We start from the raw sequence: 22,825 nt of genomic DNA, 5'->3' as shown, positions 1-22,825 counted from the left end.
ATTTCTGCTTTTCTTTTTTTGGAGTTATATCTGCATCGTTAATGCCGCTAGGGGCATGCCCTTGGGCTTTCCCTTCATTATAAGGTCTTGCGCCTTACATAATACGTAAACACATGCTGCAGCACAACCTTGATCACGGCAAAAAACGGCACAGCCAATATTAAGCCCGTGATGCCCGCAACTTCACCGCCCACCAGCAGGGCAAAAATAATGGAGAGCGGGTGCATATGCAAGGTCCTTCCCACCACCTGCGGCGAGATAATGTTCCCTTCAAGAATCTGGCAGATCGTATTCACGATAGCGACAAAGATCAACATCTTGATCGAGATCGTCGAAGCCACAATCATAGCTGGCGCAGCGCCGAAGTATGGCCCGAGATACGGGATGATGTTGAAGATGGCAACGCATAAGGCAAGCAGCAGCGCATAGGGCAGCCCAATGATTATATAGCCAATGTAGGCAAGCACCCCAATAATGACGCAGACGAGGAACTGTCCGCGAATGTAATTGCCAAGCGCAGCATCAATGTCTTTGAACATCATCACCAAGTGCTTGCGGTGACTGCGAGGCACATAGGCAATAACAGCCCGCTCGAACACTTCAAAGTCTTTTAGAATATAGAAGATCAAAAACGGCACGATGAGGGCAAGCATCAGCACGTTCAGGGTCTCATCAATATTGTCGATAAACCCGGCAATGGTCTTCGACATCCGCTCCTCCGCGATAAACATCCAGTGATTCACACCTGAGCGAACCGAATGAGGGAGAATCGCGGAACGATTGATGCCATCCATAATATCCTCGGCCTTCGCATTCAGATGCGGCATCTGATGATTCAGCTCTTCAAGCTGCTCCATCAGCATCGGAATCATGTTCATAAGAATGATCACAAGGCTGATGATAAAGACGGCGTAGATTAACAGAACGGCGATGGTTCGCGGCACTTTGCGGTCATTCAACAGCGTAACGACAGGATTAAGCACATAAGCAATGATCATCGCGAGGAAAAAGGGCGCGAGAATAGACTTCAAGAAGTCATAAACATGTCCAATAACCGGCCGCAATTGATACAGCATATATATAATAACAAGGCCAAGCAGCACATATATCCCATAAACGAACAATCGGTTCTTCATCAATTTCTCCACTGTTTCTTTCACACCCCACATTCGGACATGCATCATACAGTAGAGTATATGTAGACTAGGAAGAAATTAACCCGATTGGTTCTCCATCCTTCAGCTTCCAGATGCGCTGATTGTCGCTTCCACGAAACAACAGCCCCGGAATTTTCCGTTCAAACACGAAGCGGCCGTCAACCAGCACATCGATATATCGAAGCAGTTCCTGCTTGTCCGCGGTTCCCTGCTTCAGCTCCTCCAGCGTATAGCCAGTATAGGCCCATATATGCTTGCCCGCTTCCTTAAGACGTCTAGCCAGCTTCGCCACTTCTTTCGCCTGAACAAAGGGGTCTCCGCCTGACAAGGTCACATCCGTTATTGGGTTGCGCATGACTTCTTGGCACACTTCATCGATTGTCATTAGCGTTCCATTCGCAAGCTTCCATGATTGCTCATTGTGACAGCCGAGACAGCGGTGCGGACAGCCACTGAAAAAGATAACGGTGCGAAGCCCTTCCCCGTCCACCACACTGTCATGAACAATCGACATCACGTATAAGCTCATCGGTGCTTCACCCGATCTGCCTCTTCAGCCTGCTTCGCCGTATTCCACTTGTCCATCGTACCAACTAGGTAGCCGGTAATCCGCCGAATGCGTTCAATCTCATCTGTAGAGGCTCCGCATGCTGGGCAATCCGCTTCAATAATAGCTTGATGGCCGCAAGCGCTGCAGCGATCAACTGGATGATTGATAGATCCATAGCCCACTCCGTGCTCCGCCATCGCACGCACCAGCCGATCCAACGCTCGCGGGTTGGATAATGCACTGCCGTCCAGCTCGACGTAAGTAATATGGCCAGCATTGCACAGCGCATGGAACGGACCTTCGATGCAGATCTTCTCAAATGCCGTAAGCGGATAATAGACAGGCACATGAAAGGAATTCGTATAGTAGTCCCGATCCGTAACCCCTGGTATGACTCCAAAATCCTCACAATCCCGTCTTGTAAACTTGCCCGATAAGCCTTCAGCCGGAGTCGCAATCAAGGAGAAATTAAGCCCTGTCCGCTCCGCAGCCTCGTCCATCTGCGCTCGCATCATCTGTATGATGCGATAGCCGAGCTTACGCGCTTGCTCAGATTCGCCATGATGCTTGCCTGTAAGCTGCTTAAGCGCTTCTGCAAGTCCAATAAATCCAACACTTAATGTTCCCTGCTTGAGGATATCAAGCAGCTTGTCATCAGGCTTCAACCCTTCACTGCCGCGCCATACTCCCTCAAGCATCAGAAATTTGAAGTCCTTTGCCCGCTTCTCGCCCTGAAAGTCAAGACGAGCGAGCAGTTGTCGCTCCGCAATCGCAATCAGCTCTTGAAGGCGTTCAACAAAATCCTCTATTCCACTAGAGACCAGGCTTAATCGAACCAAATTAATCGAAGTGAAAGACAGGTTCCCTCTTCCAATGGCTGTCTCATCACCATTCAAATTGCTCATCACCCTTGTGCGGCAGCCCATATAGCAGGCCTCGCTCTCAGGGTTTCCCTGATCATATTGAGCGTTGAAAGGAGCATCCAAGAATGCAAAGTTCGGGAACAAGCGCTTCGCAGTTGTCTGAAGTGCCAGTTCATAGAGATCCACGTTCGGGTCCTCAGGCTGGAAGTTCACCCCGCTCTTCAGCTTAAAGATCTGAATCGGAAAGATGGGCGTCTCTCCATTGCCTAGACCCGCCTGAGTAGCGAGCAGCAGCTGCTTGATCAGCATTCGTCCCTCTTTAGAGGTATCTGTACCATAATTGATGGAGATGAACGGAACCTGCCCTCCTCCTCTTGAGTGCATAGAGTTGGAATTATGAATAAACGCTTCACAGGCTTGGTACACATCGCGCTCCGTCAAGCGCCATGCCTCCTCATCCACATCATAATCAGGAGCAAGCGGAAGTGAGGATAGATATTTCACATGCTTATTGTATGTTTTCGCGACATAGGGGGCTAGGTCATAATCAAACATTGGATAAGCTTGCCCCCCATGCTGCTGGTTCTGGTTGGCTTGAAGAATAATAGAGGCAAGCGCCAACGCACTCTTGATGTCCTGAGGCTCGCGCATATGTCCATGTCCAGTGTTAAAGCCTTGTTTAAGAATCTTGCCGAGCGGAATCTGGCAACAGGTCGTTGTACCTGTAGAATAGAAGTCAAGATCATGCGGATACAGCAGGTTCGCCTCCATTGCAACTCTCGCTTCGTCGCTTATCAAATGATTCATCACGTACCATTTGGAGCTTTCGCTCGCCATCTTGCTCATGATTCCCATTGGCGATCGTCCATCCACATTCGCATTTTCTTGCATGAGATCACGATCTTGGCCTTCTAGAATGCGATCAATGGAGGCGCTCAGTTGCTTCTCTGGGTAGAAAGATTCCTGTTCCTGAGTCATAAACCATGTATGTATATTCGACTGTTCAGGTAGAACTCGAATGGCTGCCTTTGACATCTTTAATCTCCATCCTCTCTTATAAACACAATATATAGTATGCACACCGATTTTTTAATACAATATGTATTATGTCACAGCATTTAGCGCTTTAACATTCTTCTACGATCTGCTCGGTTGCTTATAGAGAGGGCTGAAGCCTTGCAGGGCAAGGGCATCACGTTATGCCATCCTGTATGACCATGAAATTATGAAATTTCTTAAAAATTTTATGGGACGGATTCGCTATCATTCCGAGCCAAAAATAGGCACGCCTTGCTTGATTATACGATAGCGTGCAAGTTTATAACGTACACAAAATAAGCGTCCCTCCTGCTAGAAGCATGCTCATCATCGTTCAGCATAACCTCTATAAGAAGAACGCTCTTCTTCCAGACTACTCTACATTTGAGTAGAGGTCTGTGTTTCTCCCACATCGGTTGGGAGCCAGTCATCGCCAAAGAACAGGTCGTCCAGGGAACTCAAGGTTCCATCTTCTTCGACCTGATAGACGCTCATCTTGTCTCCATTTACCGTCAGTTCAATGAAGCAGCCCCAGCAATAGAATTGATGGGAGCCAATCTTCCCGATATCTTTGGAGTTGCAGTTCGGGCATCGCATATCGTTCACCATTCCGTTCCAAGACATTGATCCCTTTACGCCGTGGTCACAATCACCACCGCGTCATCCCCTAGACGCATCTGGCTTGTCCAATCCAACTGCTGCCTTCCTTCTAGAAGATCCGATAGGATTCCGTCTGTAATTTCCAATCCTGTTACTGTATTGCCCATATTGGGACGAAAATAAACATCCGCAATGCTTCCCAATTGGTTTCCTTCCTCGGTAACGACAGGGATCTCCTTCAAATGTCTTGGACCAATGAGAAAGGTGCGCGCCCCTTCATGCACCTGCTCTGTCTCCTCGATCACTGCACGGCTCTTAATCATAACGGCGTCCTCGCCAAACGCAGATATATGCTCCCAAGCAATCATTCTTAGCTTGCGAGAGAAGCGGTGACTGCTCTCTAGCTCCAAATGCGAAATCATCCACTGTTCTGTAATCCAGACATCCTTCACCTTAGATACTTTCTTGCCTGTAAAAATGTCATAAACAGGAAGTCCGATCAATTCAAGCACTTTCATCGAAGAGCCTCCTTCTAGTACACAAGGCCACCCCTGCGCTAAGAAGACCTTCGAATCTCACAGCTCTCAGTGTCTATTACGTACGCGGGTGACGATGGTTGCAATTCGTTTAACGACTTCTTGCGCTTGTTCTTTAGTATTGCCCAATCCAAAGCTGAATCTTATCGCCGAGCGCAATCTTTCGTCAGAAAGCTCCATCGCCTGCAGCACATGGGAGACTTCGAGCGAGCCAGAGGTGCATGCTGATCCACTGGACACCATCACACCCATCATATCCAGATTCATCAGCATGTTCTCTGTCGGAACATCAAGAATGCTGACATTAAGAATATGGGGAAGACGTGCTGTAGGGTGACCGTTCAACACCACTCGATCCTGCAACAGCTCCTGCAATCCTGTCCAAAGGGCATCCCGAACCTCCGCAAGCTGCACCAGCTTATCGGATCGTTCCTCTTCAGCAAGCTTCACTGCAGCAGCCATGCCTACGATGCCAGACACATTTTCAGTACCTGCCCGATGCTTGCGTTCTTGGTTGCCTCCGTGAATAAAGGACTCATAGGCCACGCCCTGTTTCACATATAGGATGCCTACTCCTTTTGGGCCATTGATCTTATGAGCAGAAAAGCTGGCAAAATCAACAGGCAGCTTGTTCAAAGACAGTTCGATCATTCCTAAGGCTTGCACAGCATCTGTATGCATGAGAATATCATGAGCATGAGCAAGCTCTCCGATCTCTTGAATCGGCTGCAGGCTCCCTACTTCATTGTTGCCCATCATCAAGCTGATCAGGCAGGTATTCGGCTGAATGGCCGCCTTAACCGCATCGGGGCGCACCACACCGCAAGCATCTGGCGCTACATAAGTGACCTCGAAGCCCAGCTTCTCTAGATGCTCACATGCATGCAGCACCGCATGATGCTCAATCGTGGAAGTAATAACATGGGGCTTAGAGCGCTCTGCACCAGATTGGTGTTCTCTTGCTCTCAGCCAGGCAGACCAAGCTGCGCCAAAGATTGCAGTGTTATCGCTCTCGCTGCCACCGCTTGTAAAGATAATCTCATGAGGAGAAGCGCCTAGCATCAAGGCAATCTGATCCCTTGCATCTTGGATCATTCGCTTAGCTTCACGTCCATAAGCATGAATGCTGGACGGATTCCCATAGCTTTTGTTCATCGCACACATCATTGCCTCTACGACCTCTTGGCGCATTGGCGTCGTGGCTGCGTGATCCATGTAGATATGTTCCATGACTTTCCCTCATCTCTATTACGGTAATTCCTGCCCCGAATGGTCAGCAACGGCTTGATGCCAAGGAGCAATATCTCGAACTTTATTAATATTAAATATAGAACATGTAGTTATCCTGTCCGGACTGACCATTATAATGAATCAGATCATTAAGCGTTGTTGAATCCAGCACCTGCGCAATGCTGTCCCGGATGCGCATCCACAAATCCCGCTTCGCAGGATCATCTTCCTCCGTAAAATCAACCGGAGAGATTGGACCTTCCAATACACGGATAATCTCGCCAGCACTAATCACTTCTGGCTCGCGGGAAAGAATATAGCCTCCATATGCCCCGCGGATGCTTTTTACAAGCCCTGCATTACGAAGGGGCGCGATCAACTGCTCCAAATAATGCTCTGAGAGCTGATTACGCTCTGCAATGCTTTTTAAGGAAGTCGGCCCCTCGCCATAGCTCCTCGCAAGCTCCATCATAATGGTTAATCCATAACGACCTTTAGTAGAAATCTTCATTTACAATCGACACCTCATCTATTCCTATATTAATTCTGTGTATTCCTATAGCCACTCTGTATATCCTATCATAACTATCCACGTTATGGACAATATTATCCCTTTCTATTCGGACACTTCTTGACAATTGTTCTGACTTTCGGTATAAAAGGCGAGTATGTTACAATATACGATAAGTCTTTTTGCCTTTGTAGACAGTGGTGTGCATTTCCACGATGTGAACCTCAGCGGAAGTTGCTATAGAGCATGCACTAGCCGCTTGAACACGTTTCATTCCTGCTCCTCCACCACTGTATCTATAGATCGTAGAATAATATGAGAAAGTAAGATGGTGATAATCATGACAACTAGCAATGCCTCAACTCGTGTCGTTGTCGGCATGTCAGGGGGAGTTGATTCTTCCGTGACGGCCCTGCTCTTGAAAGAACAAGGCTATGACGTTATCGGCATATTTATGAAAAACTGGGATGATACCGATGAATTTGGCCACTGTACAGCTGAGGATGACGCTGAAGATGTGCGCCGTGTGTGTGAACAGATCGGCATTCCATACTATACCGTAAATTTTGAAAAGCAGTACTACGACAAGGTATTCGCTTACTTCCTGGATGAATATCGCCACGGTCGCACGCCAAATCCGGATGTACTGTGCAATCGCGAGATTAAGTTTGGCGAGTTCCTGCAAACCGCGCTTGATCTTGGAGCGCAGTACGTAGCGACCGGCCATTATGCGCGAGTGATCGAACAAGACGGGCAATTCAAGCTGCTTCGCGGCGTTGACAGCAATAAGGATCAAACTTACTTCCTTAATGCCTTGAGCCAAGAGCAGCTCTCGCGAGCGATGTTCCCTATCGGTCATCTGCCTAAGCCCGAAGTGCGCCGCATTGCTCTTGAGAACGGCCTTGCAACAGCGAAGAAAAAAGACAGCACCGGCGTTTGCTTCATCGGCGAGCGCAACTTCAAGGAGTTCCTAAGCCAGTACCTTCCCGCACAGCCAGGGCAAATGGTGGATGTACGCACAGGAGAAGTCAAAGGACGCCATGACGGGCTGATGTATTATACGCTCGGACAGCGGCAAGGCCTTGGCATCGGCGGTTCTGGTACAGGCGAGCCATGGTTCGTCGTCGATAAGGATCTAGAGCAGAATCTCTTGTATGTTGTGCAGGGAGATGCTCACCCAAGCTTATATTCAACTGGGCTTACGGCAGTTAATGTCAACTGGATTGCCGGAGATATGCCGGAGGGGCCCATCACTTGCACGGCAAAGTTCCGCTATCGCCAAGCAGACCAAGGCGTAACGCTCACGAAGCTCTCCGATGGCTCTGTCCATGTTGTGTTTGATACACAGCAGCGTGCCATCACTCCAGGCCAAGCTGTCGTCTTCTACGACGGCGAGCAATGCTTAGGTGGAGGAACGATCGATCATATTCATATGATCGATACGAAGCGTCCTCCTATTCTGGAGAAGAAGCCAAAGGCGACGAAGGCAAAGAAGCCATCTAAAGCTAAAAAGGCACCCACTGCTGCCAAGCAGGGATAAGGCACTTTTGTGCTAAATATGTTCTCGCAGTTCAAACAAGACGGTATCTTCTAAGACGCCGTCTTGTTCTTTATAAAACATATTTTCGCTTAAACGAATGCCTGTTTCCTTGCAGCATGAAGCAGCTTTCAGGCCAGCCAGCTCTCCTCATTTTCTTCCTCAGTCTGCATGCTTACGTAATCAGCCTTCACTCGGCCTGTCCGAAGCATGCATCCCATACAATAAGGTCCATCCCTCTTTCCTTAAATTCTCATTGGAATCATGCCTGCTCTATCATGGTATAGAAAGTGATGTTCATGCACGAGCACATAACCTCTATGCCCCCACTTGGTATGGAAGATGCCTCGATTATATTCATACAGCTCCATATCTGTCATTCCGCGTTCACTTAACCACTTCACATAATCCGCGCGCTTTGAGGTCATTGAGCCTGTATGTTGATGCAGAATATTGATTGCAACTACTTTATAACCTTGATAAATAGCCGCCAAGCAAATATCCATATCGTAAAAATGGTGGTACGTATATTCCTTAGCAATGCCTCGCAACGAAATGAGCAGCTCTTTCCTTATAATCAGGCATAAGCCGTCAAGCGCGACAGATGGTACGAAAGGAGCGATCATTCGAGTTCCATGTACCTCAGCATCGAGCAAATTGCTTGTAAACCGATTGCGGGTTCCTCGGCAATCCACCATATAGCCGCCGCCGAACCCTGCTGCTCCCACATGGGGAATATGCGCAAGGACAGCCGTTATTTTTTCATCAAAATGCTTTTCCAGCACAAGCACATCATTATGCATATACATCACGAACGGAGTCTGGATCAATGGCCACGCCTGATTCATTGCAGAAATGACACCAAGATTCTGTTCATTGCGAATATATCCATCTCCAAGATGTCTAAGTTCATTGGAATAGATCGGATCCGAGCCATTATCAATGATTAGAATCGGGATAGGCTTGCTTTGGAGTGCACGAATATAAGCGATGCATTGTCTTGTAATCTCAATTTGATTCATTACAAGAATGACGATGGTAAATAGGGAGCTAGTCACCATACCTCCTCCTCTTCAAAATGCCATGCACCTATAAGCCTGAGGCTGTAATCAAGTTTTGGACATTTTTATCAAACTCGGGGTGTTTCGGTGTGAGAATGCCAAGACCATTATTGGAGTAGCATCGATGGAAACTGTAAGGGAGCGGTGTTTGCTTCAGAAAATCTTCAATCGCAGTAAGCACCCCATTCCATGGTCCATTCTCATACAGCGCGTTATTAAGGATCGCATTGGCTCCGCCTGATTCCAGCAGGATAGACTGTCCCAACTTAATCCCTTTCTTCGCATAAGGCTTGCGAAAAAGATCAGGAATCGAATCAGGAAAGTAATACATATCTCGACGGCCATAAGGCCACTCCGTATCGTGGAGCAAAATAATAGGGAGCTTTTGATTGCGAAGCGCCATCTTCTCGATGCACTTCAGCTCGTTATACACGGTATACCAATTATGGTCACCGTCTAATAGAATGCAGTCATAGTCGTGAATATGAGGGAGAATCTCAAGACTGTAATCCTTGAGCATATGAAATTGCTTATGGTAACGGCGTTTATAATCCTCTACATCGAATCGAGGAGCAGGGTCAGCAACGAATAAGTGCCCTCCTACTACTCGGCAATACTCCAGCAGCTTCAACGTTGTGTTACCAAACTCCGCTCCTACTTCGACAATCTTGCGCGAATGCGAGATTGAGAGCAGAGGAAGAATGATTTTGTCTACAAAAGCTAGCATACGCTCCACCTCCTTGCTCTCAATATATTCCATCCTTATAGATTGGCGAACACCGATGCCCACTGCAATAAAAACATATGAAAAAGCCCGCTATTCAAATTAGCGGGCTTCCTTCAACGATGAGGCGTCTTCGTGCGTTTCCATGGAAGGCGTGAGCTCACCTATTTTTTTTACCAGGATTCTTGTAATTCGAAGATGATACGTATCTTCTATAATAAACTCCAGCGCATGATCCAATGTGACTCGTTGTCCCTTCATAGGCGGTATCTCCACCTGAGAATACAACCATCCTCCAATCGTATCATAATCCTCCAAGGATATGGAGCAGCCGAAGTAAGCATTCACTTCTTCAATAAGCATCTTGCCATCAATAGAGTATAGCTGATCAGCGCGCTTGATCATCTGGGGAAGTTCCTCATCGAATTCATCTTGAATCTCGCCGACGATCTCTTCCATGATGTTCTCAAGCGTCACAAGACCTGCTGTTCCACCATATTCATCAATGAGGATTGCAATCTGCATTTTCGTCTTCTGCATCAGCTTCATTAACGCGCTGATGGACATGGACTCTGGCACACTAAGGATGGGGCGTATAACATCACGGATATTCGGATTAACATCAGTCACTTTAACAAGGTCTTTAATATGAACGAAGCCAATAATATGATCCTTATCCGGATCACAGACCGGATAGCGGGTATGCATCTCACGATAGGCTTTTTGCTGATTCTTCTCAAAACCGTCTTCCGTATATAAGCAGACCATCTCCGTACGTGGTATCATAATTTCGCGCGCATGCGTCTCGGAGAATTCAAATATATTATCCATCAAGGTTAGTTCCGTATTATTAATGAGTCCACTTTTATGACTTTCCTTGACCAAAATACGAATTTCTTCTTCGGTGTGAGCGGAATCGTGCTCGGAAGCAGGTTCCACGCGGAACACTCTCAGCAGCATATTCGCGGTTCCATTAAGCAGCCAAATAAAAGGAAACATTAGTTTATAGAACAAGGTGAGCGGCAGCGCAGTCAGCAAAGCAACTTGCTCGGACTTGCGAATAGCTAGTGTCTTCGGCGCCAGTTCGCCCAGCACAATGTGCATGATCGTAATAAAAATAAATGCAATCGCTGTCGCAATGGTTACAATAAGCGCCTCGCTAAAGCCCAATGCTTGCAGAGGATCATGAAGCAGCTTCGCCACAGTCGCTTCACCAATCCACCCTAAACCTAGCGATGCCAAGGTAATGCCCAGCTGACAAGCGGACAAATACGCATCCAAGTGATGGGTCAGGACTTTTGCACGTTTGGCTCTGGCATTGCCCTCTTGAACCAAGGTATCAATGCGAGAGCCTCGTACCTTCACGATGGCAAACTCTGCGGCAACAAAAAAGCCATTCAAAAAAACCAATACTACAACTAACAGCATTCCCCAAAATATCGGTAACGGATCCTCCAAACGTATCCCTATTCGCCTCCCATGACGAACAGGTCCACCTCCTCATGATGCATTATTCATATCCATTGAATCGTTATTCGCCTTACGTCCATTATAGAACTTTTGACATAATCGTCAAACCGACGGGAGAACGACCTCCTTTAAACCAGATGGCAGCACCTCCGATATCGAGGATTGAGATTATGTATATTCATTCTTTTGCGAGTCCTATCACAACTAATTCAAGTCGACTAACCCCAATTAGGACCCCGTGGATGCATAACGATAGGCTTCGTTCAACAACCCAATGATCTGTTCGTCATCACAAGAGTAAAGCATATTCTGACCTTCTCTGCGATAGCGGACAAATCGATACGCACGAAGCGTTTTCAATTGGTGAGATACCGCAGATTGGGACAACTGCAAGCTCTCTGCAATCTGATTTACCGCACATTCTTCCTTGGCCAGCAAAGTCAAAATGCGAATACGGGTCGGGTCCCCCAATGCTTTGAATGTTTGCGATACTTTTTCCAATACATCAGGGCTCCATTCTTTTGCTTCGAATACGTCCATTGAAATCAGACTCCTTATCGTTCATTCCATTCTGTCAGGCTCATGCATGGATAATGGCTGCTGCCTTCCTTATCTTGTCCTCCATCTTCTGAACATAACCACATATGAAGAGGAAGATTTGTTCAGGTGCTTCCATTCTAAGGAATGTCCTTTTGATTGCTGATCAGATCGGATGCTGTCACACAACATCACACTTAGGCAAACGCACATGATCATGTTTACCCTTGATGTGTTTTGCCAAAACGATAAGCAACAGCTGTGAGTTCCATTCTCTAGAGCACACGAGGCTTCCTTCTGTCATGCTGCTCTCATAAATCAGCAAGCTGTACTAAGCATTGCTATCACTTCAACAATTCTGCATCAATGGACGTGGTCCTTCTTCCGAATAAACGGAAACCGTAATTTTTGTTGCTGTCTGGCCATCAGAAGTACGCAAGCCTAACAGCCCATTGCTCTTATGATGCAACCTGCTTCTACATGAAGCAACTTCTATCGTTCTCCTTTTTCCTGCCTAGCACGATTGCGTCTTCGCTCTTGATTAATCTTCATCTTTGCTTCCATTCCCTGCTCTGAGGCCATGAAAAAGGTTCGATTGCGAATAGCATCAGGCAAATACTGCTGCACAACATAATGCTCAGGATAATCATGCGGATATTGGTACCCTTTGTTGCCAAGCTGAGCAGCACCCTTGTAATGCGTGTCTCGCAGATGCATCGGAACCTCTGCTGAGCGGCTCTCCTCCATCGCTTGCATGATCCTCTGGATCGCAACGGGAATGCTGTTGGACTTCGGACTTTCCACAGCAAACAATATGGCCTGGGAAATAATATACTTCGACTCGGGCCATCCAATGCGATGATAGGCCTCTAGAGCGCTGACAGCCTGCACCATTGCTTGTGGATTGGCAAGCCCTATGTCTTCGCTGCATGCTACGGTTAAGCGGCGGATAAAGGTCATCGGGTCCATGCCAAGCTTCTCCACAGCATAGAAGAACCAAAACAGCGCTGCATCACTGGAACCGCGGATACTCTTATGAAAGGCCGACAGCACATCATACTGAGTGGATTCATCGGCCTGCACGGTAGGTCTGCGCACAGACTCCTCGGCTTCTTGAAGCGTCACGCGGATCGTGCCGTCTTCTTCTGGCGTTGTCGTCATTGCTGCGAGTTCCAAGGCATTCAGTGCTCTGCGAATATCGCCGTTCGCCATAGCTGCAATATGCTTCATCGCTTCTTCATCCACTTGCAGCGGCAGGAAGCCAAGGCCCTGCTCCTTGTCTAGAAGAGCGCGCTGCATCGCGAGCATGCTGTGCTCGGCTGTCAAAGGCTTCAATTGAAACAAAGTAGAACGGCTAATCAGAGCCCCATTGACCGTATGAAACGGGTTCTCCGTTGTCGCACCGATAAATATAATCGTCCCCTTCTCAACGGCAGGAAGCAGCGCATCCTGCTGGGAGCGATTGAAGCGATGCACCTCATCAAGAAAGAGGATCGTCTTGCGCGCATACATGTTGCGCGCGGTCTCTGCTTCTTGAATGACCTCTCGGACATCCTTTACCGAAGCATCTACTGCATTCAAGCGGACAAATGCGCCTTGTGTCCGTTCGGCGATAATATTCGCAAGCGTCGTCTTCCCGCATCCTGGAGGGCCATACAGCAGGATCGAGGAGACTCGATCAGCTTCAATCGCGCGCCGCAGCAAGCGATGCGGGCCTACGATATGCTCCTGCCCGATATATTCATCCAATGTTTTTGGACGCATGCGATCAGCTAGAAGACGCATGCTGGGGTTCTGTTCTTCCTGATATGAAAATAAGTCCATCTCGGTCACCACTCTTTACGATCATTACCAACAACTTGCCTACATCTTATCATAATCAAGTCGATTATTCACGATATCAAGAACGAATGTTCGCTGCAATAACCATGGAGGCGAGAAAACCAATCCTACGCTGAAGTGCTTCCACACCGTTACACATTGTGCGCCCCATGTCAGCAATAGCAAAAAGCTGTCCATCGAAATTTACATTCAATGAACAGCTCCTGAAGAGTAAAAGCTTAAACCTATTGTTCGGCTTGCTCCTGCTCTTTTTTCATTTTCTTCAACAGATCCTGCACAACCACACTTACCATAATAAGCCCTGCCACTGGCGGCACGAAGGCATTGGAAGATGGAGGCTGCTTCGCTTTGCGAATATCCGGCGCATTCTCAGGCACGATCTTTTGCGTAATATCCTCGCGAGGCTTAATCGGTTCCTCAGTAGAGAAGACCACCTTTACCCCTTTTTTAATTCCTTGCTTGCGCAGCTTCTGACGAATCACACGCGCAATAGGATCAACGCTTGTCTTGGAAATATCCGCAACCTCAAAGCGAGAAGGATCCATTTTATTTGCGGCGCCCATGCTTGAGATAATCGGAATTTTGCGGCGCAGACACTCTTTAATCAGATGGATTTTATAGGATACGGTATCCGAGGCATCCACGACATAATCAAGCTCATATTTAAAAAGCTCTTCGCAGGTCTCTTCTGTATAGAACATATTAAGCGCGATCGCATCGCACTCAGGATTGATCAGCTTGATCCGCTCCTGCATTAAGTTGGCTTTCTTTTGACCGATTGTCGTCGTAAGCGCATGAATCTGACGATTGATATTGGTAATATCCACAACATCTTTGTCGATAAGAATAATGCGGCCTACTCCCGTGCGCGCTAATGCCTCTGCAGCGATTGAGCCTACTCCCCCAATGCCAAGCACAGCCACGGTGCTGTTTTTCATTTTCTCTATTCCCTCAGGACCAATCGCAAGCTCCGTTCGGGAAAATTGATTAAGCATTCTCATGCCTCCTTCTTCTACAGAAGAAGAAACGCTTAGCCGCCAAGCACAGGGCGGAAGCGTTTCTCATGTAAGCTGTATTCATTAAGCGTTAGGTTCGCTCTTCTTTTCTTCTTTTTTCACCTTGGTGCGAATATGAAGCTCTTCAAGCTGCTTCAAGGCTACTTCGTTTGGCGCGTCTGTCATCAAGTCGGTTGCGCTCGCTGTCTTAGGGAAAGCAATCGTCTCACGAAGGTTCGTGCTGCCAGCAAGAAGCATGACAAGCCGATCAAGGCCGAATGCTACACCGCCATGTGGAGGTGTTCCGTATTCGAACGCGTTAAGCAGGAAGCCGAACTGCTCTTGCGCTTCTTCTGGTGAGAAGCCAAGCGCCGCGAACATTTTTTCTTGCACGTCGCGCTTGTAGATACGCATGGAACCCCCGCCTACTTCGTAGCCGTTCAAGACAACGTCATACGCTTCTGCACGCATCTTGCCTGGATCAGTGTCGAACAGGTGCAGATCTTCTTCCAGCGGGCGTGTGAATGGATGGTGAAGAGCCACATAGCGCTTCGCATCTTCATCATACTCAACCAATGGGAAGTCAACCACCCATGCGAATTTGTATTCTTTATCATTAATAAGATTCATGCGGCGGCCGACAAGCAGACGAAGATTGCCAAGCACATCATATACAACTTTCTTCTTGTCCGCGGAGAACAAGATAAGGTCTCCATCTTCTGCGCCAAGACGCTCACGAAGTGCAGCGATCTCTTCTTCGCTCATAAACTTCACGATTGGACCCTTGAATTCGCCGTCCTTCACTTGAATCCAAGCCAGTCCCTTCGCGCCATAACGAGCAGCAAATGGTGCCAAGTCGTCGATCTCTTTACGGCTCCAAGTGCCGCAGCCCTTCGCGTTCAAGGCTTTAACCACTCCGCCGTTCTCAATAACAGAAGCAAACACCTTCACGCCAGAGTTCTGAACGATATCGCATACATCCTGAATCTCAAGGCCAAAGCGAAGGTCCGGCTTATCGGAGCCGTATTTATTCATTGCATCATCATAAGTCAAGCGCTGGAAAGGAGTAGCAACATCGATGCCCTTGGTCGTCTTGAACAAGTGAACCATCAGCTTCTCCATCATGTCAAGCAATTGATCGCGGGACAAGAACGATGTCTCGATGTCGACCTGTGTGAACTCAGGCTGGCGGTCCGCACGAAGGTCCTCATCGCGGAAGCAGCGAGCGATCTGGTAGTAGCGCTCCATACCGGAAACCATCAACAACTGCTTAAAGAGCTGCGGAGATTGCGGCAAGGCATAGAATTCGCCTGGATGCACACGGCTTGGAACAAGATAGTCGCGTGCGCCTTCTGGTGTGCTCTTCGTCAAGATCGGTGTTTCCACTTCCATGAACTCCTCGCTGTCCAAGAAGTCGCGGAAAGCTTTTGCAGCCTTTGAGCGAAGCATGAGCGTTTGCTGCATCTCGGGACGACGAAGGTCTAGGTAACGATAGCGCAGACGAAGGGACTCATCAATCTCAATATCGTCTTCAATGAAAAATGGCGGATTCTTCGCTTGGTTCAAAATCTCGATTTCTGTTACACGTACCTCGATTTCGCCTGTCGGGAGATTCTTGTTAATCGTCTCCTCATCACGAAGCACGACGGTGCCAGTTACAGCAATTACGAACTCGTTGCGGGCTCTATCTGCAATCGCATGCGCTTCTGCTGAGAATTCAGGATTGAATACCGCCTGCATAATGCCGCTGCGGTCGCGAAGATCGATAAATAATACGCCGCCAAGGTCGCGGCGACGCTGTACCCAGCCATTGAGAGTAACCGTCTCTCCAATATTTTCTTTTGTTAGCTTTCCACAATGATGTGTTTTGTACATCATAACTGGCACATCCCATCTATAAGTATAAATTTAATAACGTAACATGCTGCTTCATTGTCTAAAAGCAGCATTGCTGTCATCGCTCACTGCCGTACAATGGTTTACTTGCTTAAGAAGTGGCCGCCTTAAGCCTGGCGGATCGCTTGAGCAAGCTCTGTAATCGGCACAAGACGCTGCTCCCCTGTTGCAAGCTCCTTAAGGGCTACCTCGCCCTTCTCAAGCTCGTCGTCCCCAAGAATAGCTGCAAAGCGCGCCTGCATGCGGTCCGCGGACTTCATCATCGCCTTCATTTTGCGGCCTTGGTAGTCTTTTTCCGCAACAATGCCTTCCTTGCGAAGCTGATAAAGAAGCTTTGTCACCATATTTTCGGCTGCCTCACCTAAGCCAATCAGGTACAGATCAATTGGGGCTTGCGCGTTCAGATCCACCTTCTGGCTTTCTAACAGAAGCACAATGCGCTCAAGTCCAAGCGCAAAGCCGATGCCTGGCTGATCTGGGCCGCCGATATCGGATACAAGCCCGTTGTAGCGGCCGCCGCCGCCAACAGTATCGATGGCGCCAATGCCTTCTGCTTTGTATTCAAATGCAGTATGCGTATAGTAATCCAAGCCGCGAACAAGGCGAGTATTGACGGCATACTCGATGCCCATCGCATCCAGGTGCTGTCTTACCTTGGCAAAATGCGTGTCGCATTCCTCATCCAAGCTGTCCAGAATGGATGGCGCATCCGCAAATTTCTCTTGATCAACCTTGCAATCAAGCACGCGCAGCGGATTGCGTTCCATGCGGGACTGACAGTCCTTGCAGAGCGTCTCTTTCATCGGAGTCAAGAATTGAAGCAGCTTCTCGCGATAAGCTGCACGGCTCTCTGCATTGCCGACAGAGTTAATCTCCACTCGAACACCAGACAGGCCGATTCCCTTCATGATCTCGTAGCCAAGCGCAATGATCTCGGCATCCAAGCTTGGATCGGTTCCTCCAAGCGCCTCCACCCCGAATTGGTGGAATTGGCGATAACGACCTGCCTGCGGGCGCTCATAACGGAACATAGGCCCCATATAAAAGAGCTTCGTTAGGTCAGGATCACCATACAATTTGTTCTCCACATAAGAGCGCACAACACCAGCTGTGCCTTCTGGACGAAGCGTCATGCTGCGCTTGCCCTTATCCACGAACGTATACATTTCCTTCTCTACTACGTCCGTTGTTTCCCCTACGCCGCGCTCAAACAGCTCTGTCTGTTCAAAGATCGGGGTGCGAATTTCCTTGTAATTAAAGTTGCGGCAGATCTCTCTTGCCTTGTTCTCAACGTGCTGCCAAATCTCAACCGTTCCAGGCAAAAAATCCTGGGTTCCTGTTGGTTTTTGAAAAGCCATGCTTATCCTCCTCCTACACAAACCGCCCACATTCTACTTGTGATGCATTCGCCCTGTATACTCGTAAAAAATAAAAAACTCCCGTCCCGCGCTCTAAAGAGCAAAAGGGACGAGAGATTGGTTGTGCCATTCACCCGTGGTGCCACCCACATTCCGGAACATTGCCTTATAGAGCACATGTACGATATCCATTTACCAATGATAATCGCCTGCCTGCTCCTTCGCCTGCTGTTCCGCTTCATTCGCTGTAACGTGCGCATCACGCCTAACGTCTACCGGAGCTTGCCATTCAAGCAAGTCTTTCGCCGCCGGTTCTCTGGGGTGTCATTCAACTGTCCTGCATAAAAGGCTCTTCCAGCCATGGAGCCTATCTCTGTTTATGAGGGGGCAGCTTACTTGTTCCCGTCATTGAATCCATATAAGTTCATTATTAACACTAAAGATATATAACAAACATTGTAATAATGCAGCACACTAAAGTCAAGCATTCCCTTATATAAACAGAAAAAAACCTACAATCATCATTGTAGGTCAACAAAATATATATTCTTAAAAGGGGGTCATGAGCCTATTATAGGAAACATTTATTAAAGGAACATGAAACGGATATTACAAAAAGATTACAACAAAGAAAGCGCTTTATAACCGAGCTTCTATAAGCATTCTCTACACCGTTTTTCTCATGTTTTTATTCTTAACAAGCATTAGGCCTCCCTTTGCTGAAAAGAAAAATGCTCACCTCGTAACGAAGTGAGCAGCTTGAACTCTTATAAAGAACATGTGTTAAAAGTACATGCTTAGTTTCTAATAAGCCATTCTATTACATCCCTATAGATGTACGGGAGCCTGCCTGCCGCTCACATTTACTCCACACGCGCACTCGTATTCAGTACATAGCCTCCGCGATTGCGAATCATCTGTACTGCTTCACGATAACGCTCCTCAGGAACAACAGCAGATACGACGTATTGCAAATCGCTAGGGGCATCAACGATATCATCGCCATCATCAAGAATGGCATCACGGTCAGTTGCAAGCGGAATATCCTCTGAGCGCGCCTCATAAGGAGCCCCTACCTCGTCGTTGTCCTCTGTGCTGGGATTCGTAACCACTACTCCTGCATTGCCAAGAGCGGTGGACCCTGCATAGCTGACTCCAGCTGGGTTCGCTGGCAGCGGTGCAAAAACCATTGCCCCTTTGTCCAGTGGATCTTCCATAGATCCGATCTCGATCTGCGTGGCTTCCACCTTAACAAGAGAGGTGCGCAGCGCCTCCGCTTCGTTTTCCGTTCTTGTATAAGCTTGAATTCGTGTCATGATGATCACCTCGTTATCATTGGATTCTCATGCGATTGCCGTTTGAATAGTCCAATCATCCGTATTTGAAGCTTCATCTTGGATGTTGGTGTAGTGTTCCATTAACCTCATTCTCATGGCCTGAAACACAATAATTGCCAAACGAATGCCTCTATACATGACGAAGATTCTCAACATCGGCGACCAGCAGGCGCCTCTCGGCGCTGTTGACAAGCTTCTGGCTCATGCTGTCTTAGCTCCATCATTCGTTCGCGATGAGAATGGGCATGACGATGCGCACCATACTGAACGGCTAACTGCTGCAGAGATTGTCGCATATTTCAGGCTCCTTTGTGAAGAATTGATGCCTTAGTATGCCCTACGCCTTTCCCTCACTATCCAAAATCAAGGTAACCGGACCATCATTGATAAAGGAAACATCCATCATTGCACCGAATCGGCCCGTCTCTACTGTAAGGCCATGGCTTCGCAGCCGATCATTGAAGCGCTCGTACAGCTGCTCAGCTTGCTCAGGACGAGCTGCAGCCATAAAGTTCGGTCTTCTGCCCTTGCGGCAGTCGCCATACAACGTAAACTGTGATACCGATAAAATAGCTCCACCTATGTCTTGAACCGAATGGTTCATCTTGCCTGCTTCGTCTTCAAAGACGCGAAGACCCACAATCTTGTCCGCCAGCCAGTTTACATCCTGCTCCGTATCCTCATGCGTTACGCCAACAAGCAGCATGAACCCTTTATCAATCTGGCCAACCGTTTGGCCTTCAACAACAACTTTTGCATCTTTTGCGCGCTGTACAACGATTTTCATCTTTGTGTCTCTCCTTTGTTCCACTGCGTTCATTTATTCCACTTCGCTCATTAACTCGGGCCACTTTGTTGATCCAAAATAATGGGGTTACAACTTGCCCTCTGTTATCCATCCTTATGGTTAGCTATGCTGCTACGTAAGGCGCTAAATGTCAAGAATGCGATTTAGTGCAAAAGTTTCTTTAACAAATTGCATTTTACAACAAATTCCGTCCACAACGTAAACGAATGACTAGGTTAAAGTCATGCGTCATCTGAAAGACCTGAAGATATTAACAAAAGGCTTCTCGACTTAAAAAACAGTAGATTCTGCAACACTTACAAAAACAGCCGCCTCATTCGGCAGCTGTTCATTGCAGGTATAACGTTGTTTGAAGTCTCTATGTCATCTCTTTATGCGTTCCATTCGTTGCTGCTTCGTTACTGCATAATACGCTGAACCGTATAAACATCCTTGACCCGCTTGATCTTCTCCACAACAGACTGCAAATGCTCCGTATTGCGGATCAGCACAGTCATATGGATTAACGCAAGCTTGTTCTTATCCGATCTTCCAGATACGGCTGCAATATTTGTCTTGCTCTCAGATACCACCTGCAGCACTTCATTCAGGAAGCCGCGGCGATCCATGCCGGTAATCTCAATATCGACACTGTAATTCGCCTCGTTCGAATCTTCCCATTCGACTTCGATGATGCGCTCTGCTTCCTCCCCTTCAATCTCCTGCGGCAGGTTCAAGCAGTCTGCCCGGTGGACAGAAACTCCACGGCCTCTCGTCACATAACCTACGATATCATCCCCAGGCACCGGGTTGCAGCAGCGGGCAAAGCGGACAAGCAGGTTATCGATGCCTTTCACGCGAACCCCATTCGTTGGCCTTGACTTGCGATTCGTCGTGTCCTTCTTCATCTCTTTGACTTCTTGTGTCAATTCGAGATGCTTAAGCTGCGCTTCTTCGGCTTCCTTGCGCATCTTCTCTGTCAATCTTGTGCAGACCTGCGCAGCGGTCAAGCCGCCAAATCCGATCGCTGACATCATATCTTCGACGTCATTGAAATTAAACTTCTTAGCGGCTTCTAACAGCTTGTCTTCTGCCATTAACGCCTGTGTTTCCATCACGTCCATGCCAAGACGCTTCAGTTCTTTTTCAATCGCTTCGCGTCCCTTCTGAACATTCTCCTCCCGCTTTTCCTTCTTGAACCACTGCTTGATCTTCGATCTCGCGTGAGAAGACTGAGCAATCTTCATCCAGTCCACGCTCGGACCGTAAGAATGCTTCGAAGTCAGAATTTCTACAATATCGCCTGTCTTCAGCTTATGATCAAGCGGTACGATGCGTCCGTTCACCTTGGCGCCAATCGTCCGGTTCCCGACCTCGGTATGAATGCGATACGCAAAGTCAAGCGGCACCGAGCCTGCAGGAAGCTCAATAACTTCGCCTTTAGGCGTAAAGACGAACACGAGATCCGAGAAAAAGTCCATCTTGAGCGATTCGACGAATTCGCTCGCATCCTTTGTCTCCTGCTGCAGATCCAAGATCTCGCGCAGGAATGTCATCTTCTCCTCGAAGCTGCCCCCTACGCCATTGGGATTGCCTTCCTTATAGGCCCAGTGCGCGGCAACCCCGTACTCCGCCGTGCGGTGCATGTCCCATGTTCGAATCTGCACTTCGGTAGGTTCACCTGTCGGCCCTATCACGGTCGTATGCAGCGACTGATACATATTCGCCTTCGGCATGGCGATATAGTCTTTAAATCGGCCAGGCATCGGCTTCCACAGCGTATGGATAATGCCTAGAGTTGCGTAGCAGTCTTTAATATTATCCACCAGAATGCGGATGGCAAGCAGATCATAGATCTCGTTGAACTGCTTGTTCTTGACGGTCATTTTTTTGTAGACGCTATAGATATGCTTCGGTCTGCCTGACAGATCGGCCTCGATGCCCATCTCATCAAGCTTCTCTTTGATGCGATCAATCACATCGGTAATGAATTGCTCTCGCTCTGCCCGCTTCTTGTGCATCAGATTCGCGATCCGGTAATACTGCTGCGGGTTCAAATAACGAAGCGCAATATCCTCCATCTCCCACTTGATCGCAGATATCCCTAGACGATGCGCAATCGGGCAGAAGATTTCGAGCGTCTCATAGGCAATGCGGCGCTGGCTTTCCTCAGATTGAAACTTAAGCGTACGCATATTATGAAGGCGATCGGCAAGCTTGATCACAATGACGCGAATATCATTAGCCATTGCAACAAACATCTTCCGATAATTCTCGTTTTGCTGCTCTTCCTTGGAGCGGAACCGGATGCGCTCAAGCTTTGTCAAGCCATCCACAAGCATCGCACAGGTATCACCGAACTTTTCCCGTACTTCTTCAAGCGAGACAGAGGTGTCTTCGACGACATCATGAAGCAGGGCCGCGACAACAGAGGTCGGGTCCATCTGCATGCTCACCACAATATCCGCCACAGCTAGTGGGTGGAGGATATATGGCTCTCCAGATTTGCGCACTTGCCCGTAGTGGGCTTTGTCAGCGAATTCATAAGCTTCACGAATGCGGTCCAAATCTGGTTCTTTTATATAAGTTGAAGCTTTCGTCAATAATTGATCTATGCCCATCGGACTCGTCTCGATTCCTTTCCATTTGGGTCGTGCGTCGTCCCTGTTTACAGATTATCCTATAATTATGCCTTTGAACCGTATACACGTCAATGGTTATCCCATTTTTCATTGCGAATTTTGTCATAATATGTCGAATTAAGCGATCTTATTCCAGAAAAACAGGGATGATGTT

20 protein-coding genes are annotated in these 22,825 nt (G+C 47.9%); 1 reads left to right on the top strand and 19 read right to left on the bottom strand.

What is annotated here, in order from left to right; genetic code table 11:
- Positions 1-77: 77 nt before the first annotated feature.
- From B9Y93_RS00490 to cymR, 7 genes are all read right to left on the bottom strand, one after another.
- Positions 78-1,148, bottom strand: coding sequence for an AI-2E family transporter (locus B9Y93_RS00490; RefSeq protein ID WP_085493892.1), 1,071 nt, complete (start codon positions 1,146-1,148; stop codon positions 78-80).
- A gap of 55 nt (positions 1,149-1,203) precedes the next feature.
- Entirely contained in the window at positions 1,204-1,671 is a 468-nt protein-coding gene (gene nrdG, locus B9Y93_RS00485; protein ID WP_085493890.1) for an anaerobic ribonucleoside-triphosphate reductase activating protein, read from the bottom strand.
- 11 nt (positions 1,672-1,682) lie between these two features.
- Complete coding sequence (locus B9Y93_RS00480; RefSeq protein WP_085493891.1) at positions 1,683-3,548, bottom strand: anaerobic ribonucleoside triphosphate reductase; 1,866 nt, start codon at positions 3,546-3,548, stop codon at positions 1,683-1,685.
- Positions 3,549-3,986: 438 nt separating this feature from the next.
- Positions 3,987-4,205, bottom strand: coding sequence for a hypothetical protein (locus B9Y93_RS00475; protein WP_085493889.1), 219 nt, complete (start codon positions 4,203-4,205; stop codon positions 3,987-3,989).
- Between the two features lie 35 nt (positions 4,206-4,240).
- Positions 4,241-4,726, bottom strand: a complete 486-nt coding sequence (locus B9Y93_RS00470) for a PRC-barrel domain-containing protein (RefSeq protein ID WP_085492415.1) — start codon at positions 4,724-4,726, stop codon at positions 4,241-4,243.
- A gap of 66 nt (positions 4,727-4,792) precedes the next feature.
- Complete coding sequence (locus B9Y93_RS00465) at positions 4,793-5,974, bottom strand: cysteine desulfurase family protein (RefSeq protein ID WP_085492414.1); 1,182 nt, start codon at positions 5,972-5,974, stop codon at positions 4,793-4,795.
- Positions 5,975-6,065: 91 nt separating this feature from the next.
- Positions 6,066-6,485 carry a cysteine metabolism transcriptional regulator CymR gene (cymR, locus tag B9Y93_RS00460; protein ID WP_085492413.1) on the bottom strand — a complete coding sequence of 140 codons (420 nt, stop codon included), beginning with the start codon at positions 6,483-6,485 and terminating at the stop codon, positions 6,066-6,068.
- Between the two features lie 340 nt (positions 6,486-6,825).
- Between cymR and mnmA the strand changes: the two genes are divergently transcribed.
- Positions 6,826-8,025: a tRNA 2-thiouridine(34) synthase MnmA gene (gene mnmA / locus B9Y93_RS00455; protein WP_085493888.1), complete on the top strand. Its 1,200-nt coding sequence runs from the start codon at positions 6,826-6,828 to the stop codon at positions 8,023-8,025.
- Positions 8,026-8,267: 242 nt separating this feature from the next.
- Here the strand turns inward: mnmA and B9Y93_RS00450 are convergent, their stop codons facing one another.
- The 12 genes from B9Y93_RS00450 to B9Y93_RS00395 all read right to left on the bottom strand — a co-directional run bounded on the left by B9Y93_RS00450 (position 8,268) and on the right by B9Y93_RS00395 (position 22,650).
- Positions 8,268-9,083 (bottom strand): glycosyltransferase family 2 protein, encoded by an 816-nt coding sequence (locus B9Y93_RS00450; protein WP_244903250.1) that lies wholly within the window; start codon positions 9,081-9,083, stop codon positions 8,268-8,270.
- A 28-nt stretch (positions 9,084-9,111) separates the two neighbouring features.
- A complete protein-coding gene (locus tag B9Y93_RS00445) occupies positions 9,112-9,810 on the bottom strand; it encodes a class I SAM-dependent methyltransferase (protein ID WP_085492412.1) in 699 nt (232 codons plus the stop codon).
- A 99-nt stretch (positions 9,811-9,909) separates the two neighbouring features.
- On the bottom strand, positions 9,910-11,235 hold the full coding sequence (locus tag B9Y93_RS00440; protein WP_085492411.1) for a hemolysin family protein: 1,326 nt from the start codon (positions 11,233-11,235) through the stop codon (positions 9,910-9,912).
- 270 nt (positions 11,236-11,505) lie between these two features.
- On the bottom strand, positions 11,506-11,817 hold the full coding sequence (locus B9Y93_RS00435; protein WP_085492410.1) for an ArsR/SmtB family transcription factor: 312 nt from the start codon (positions 11,815-11,817) through the stop codon (positions 11,506-11,508).
- Between the two features lie 489 nt (positions 11,818-12,306).
- Positions 12,307-13,638, bottom strand: a complete 1,332-nt coding sequence (locus B9Y93_RS00430) for a replication-associated recombination protein A (RefSeq protein WP_085492409.1) — start codon at positions 13,636-13,638, stop codon at positions 12,307-12,309.
- Positions 13,639-13,880: 242 nt separating this feature from the next.
- Positions 13,881-14,651 carry a tRNA threonylcarbamoyladenosine dehydratase gene (locus B9Y93_RS00425; protein ID WP_085492408.1) on the bottom strand — a complete coding sequence of 257 codons (771 nt, stop codon included), beginning with the start codon at positions 14,649-14,651 and terminating at the stop codon, positions 13,881-13,883.
- 84 nt (positions 14,652-14,735) lie between these two features.
- The gene (aspS, locus tag B9Y93_RS00420; RefSeq protein WP_085492407.1) at positions 14,736-16,529 is read right to left on the bottom strand and encodes an aspartate--tRNA ligase; all 1,794 of its coding nucleotides are present in this window, start codon (positions 16,527-16,529) and stop codon (positions 14,736-14,738) included.
- A 125-nt stretch (positions 16,530-16,654) separates the two neighbouring features.
- The gene (gene hisS / locus B9Y93_RS00415) at positions 16,655-17,905 is read right to left on the bottom strand and encodes a histidine--tRNA ligase (protein WP_085492406.1); all 1,251 of its coding nucleotides are present in this window, start codon (positions 17,903-17,905) and stop codon (positions 16,655-16,657) included.
- An 863-nt stretch (positions 17,906-18,768) separates the two neighbouring features.
- On the bottom strand, positions 18,769-19,221 hold the full coding sequence (locus B9Y93_RS00410; protein ID WP_085492405.1) for a hypothetical protein: 453 nt from the start codon (positions 19,219-19,221) through the stop codon (positions 18,769-18,771).
- 170 nt (positions 19,222-19,391) lie between these two features.
- Positions 19,392-19,538 (bottom strand): hypothetical protein, encoded by a 147-nt coding sequence (locus B9Y93_RS24435; RefSeq protein ID WP_169026134.1) that lies wholly within the window; start codon positions 19,536-19,538, stop codon positions 19,392-19,394.
- Positions 19,539-19,579: 41 nt separating this feature from the next.
- On the bottom strand, positions 19,580-20,029 hold the full coding sequence (dtd, locus tag B9Y93_RS00400; protein WP_085492403.1) for a D-aminoacyl-tRNA deacylase: 450 nt from the start codon (positions 20,027-20,029) through the stop codon (positions 19,580-19,582).
- Between the two features lie 419 nt (positions 20,030-20,448).
- Positions 20,449-22,650, bottom strand: a complete 2,202-nt coding sequence (locus B9Y93_RS00395; protein WP_085492402.1) for a RelA/SpoT family protein — start codon at positions 22,648-22,650, stop codon at positions 20,449-20,451.
- Positions 22,651-22,825 lie beyond the last annotated feature (175 nt).

This window comes from Paenibacillus aquistagni, from assembly GCF_900177815.1.
GTDB lineage: Bacteria > Bacillota > Bacilli > Paenibacillales > Paenibacillaceae > Paenibacillus_B > Paenibacillus_B aquistagni.
The sequence above is the reverse complement of the archived record's forward strand: the minus strand, read 5'-3'. Positions and strand labels throughout refer to the sequence as shown.

What these genes read in the sequence shown, in the direction of transcription:
- nrdG (WP_085493890.1), bottom strand. Translation starts at nt 1,671, where the DNA reads ATGTCGATTGTTCATGACAGTGTGGTGGACGGGGAAGGGCTTCGCACC.
- B9Y93_RS00480 (WP_085493891.1), bottom strand. Translation starts at nt 3,548, where the DNA reads ATGACTCAGGAACAGGAATCTTTCTACCCAGAGAAGCAACTGAGCGCC.
- B9Y93_RS00475 (WP_085493889.1), bottom strand. Translation starts at nt 4,205, where the DNA reads ATGCGATGCCCGAACTGCAACTCCAAAGATATCGGGAAGATTGGCTCC.
- B9Y93_RS00470 (WP_085492415.1), bottom strand. Translation starts at nt 4,726, where the DNA reads ATGAAAGTGCTTGAATTGATCGGACTTCCTGTTTATGACATTTTTACA.
- B9Y93_RS00465 (WP_085492414.1), bottom strand. Translation starts at nt 5,974, where the DNA reads ATGGAACATATCTACATGGATCACGCAGCCACGACGCCAATGCGCCAA.
- cymR (WP_085492413.1), bottom strand. Translation starts at nt 6,485, where the DNA reads ATGAAGATTTCTACTAAAGGTCGTTATGGATTAACCATTATGATGGAG.
- mnmA (WP_085493888.1), top strand. Translation starts at nt 6,826, where the DNA reads ATGACAACTAGCAATGCCTCAACTCGTGTCGTTGTCGGCATGTCAGGG.
- B9Y93_RS00450 (WP_244903250.1), bottom strand. Translation starts at nt 9,083, where the DNA reads ATGGTGACTAGCTCCCTATTTACCATCGTCATTCTTGTAATGAATCAA.
- B9Y93_RS00445 (WP_085492412.1), bottom strand. Translation starts at nt 9,810, where the DNA reads ATGCTAGCTTTTGTAGACAAAATCATTCTTCCTCTGCTCTCAATCTCG.
- B9Y93_RS00440 (WP_085492411.1), bottom strand. Translation starts at nt 11,235, where the DNA reads ATGCTGTTAGTTGTAGTATTGGTTTTTTTGAATGGCTTTTTTGTTGCC.
- B9Y93_RS00435 (WP_085492410.1), bottom strand. Translation starts at nt 11,817, where the DNA reads ATGGACGTATTCGAAGCAAAAGAATGGAGCCCTGATGTATTGGAAAAA.
- B9Y93_RS00430 (WP_085492409.1), bottom strand. Translation starts at nt 13,638, where the DNA reads ATGGACTTATTTTCATATCAGGAAGAACAGAACCCCAGCATGCGTCTT.
- B9Y93_RS00425 (WP_085492408.1), bottom strand. Translation starts at nt 14,651, where the DNA reads ATGCTTAATCAATTTTCCCGAACGGAGCTTGCGATTGGTCCTGAGGGA.
- aspS (WP_085492407.1), bottom strand. Translation starts at nt 16,529, where the DNA reads ATGATGTACAAAACACATCATTGTGGAAAGCTAACAAAAGAAAATATT.
- hisS (WP_085492406.1), bottom strand. Translation starts at nt 17,905, where the DNA reads ATGGCTTTTCAAAAACCAACAGGAACCCAGGATTTTTTGCCTGGAACG.
- B9Y93_RS00410 (WP_085492405.1), bottom strand. Translation starts at nt 19,221, where the DNA reads ATGACACGAATTCAAGCTTATACAAGAACGGAAAACGAAGCGGAGGCG.
- B9Y93_RS24435 (WP_169026134.1), bottom strand. Translation starts at nt 19,538, where the DNA reads ATGCGACAATCTCTGCAGCAGTTAGCCGTTCAGTATGGTGCGCATCGT.
- dtd (WP_085492403.1), bottom strand. Translation starts at nt 20,029, where the DNA reads ATGAAAATCGTTGTACAGCGCGCAAAAGATGCAAAAGTTGTTGTTGAA.
- B9Y93_RS00395 (WP_085492402.1), bottom strand. Translation starts at nt 22,650, where the DNA reads ATGGGCATAGATCAATTATTGACGAAAGCTTCAACTTATATAAAAGAA.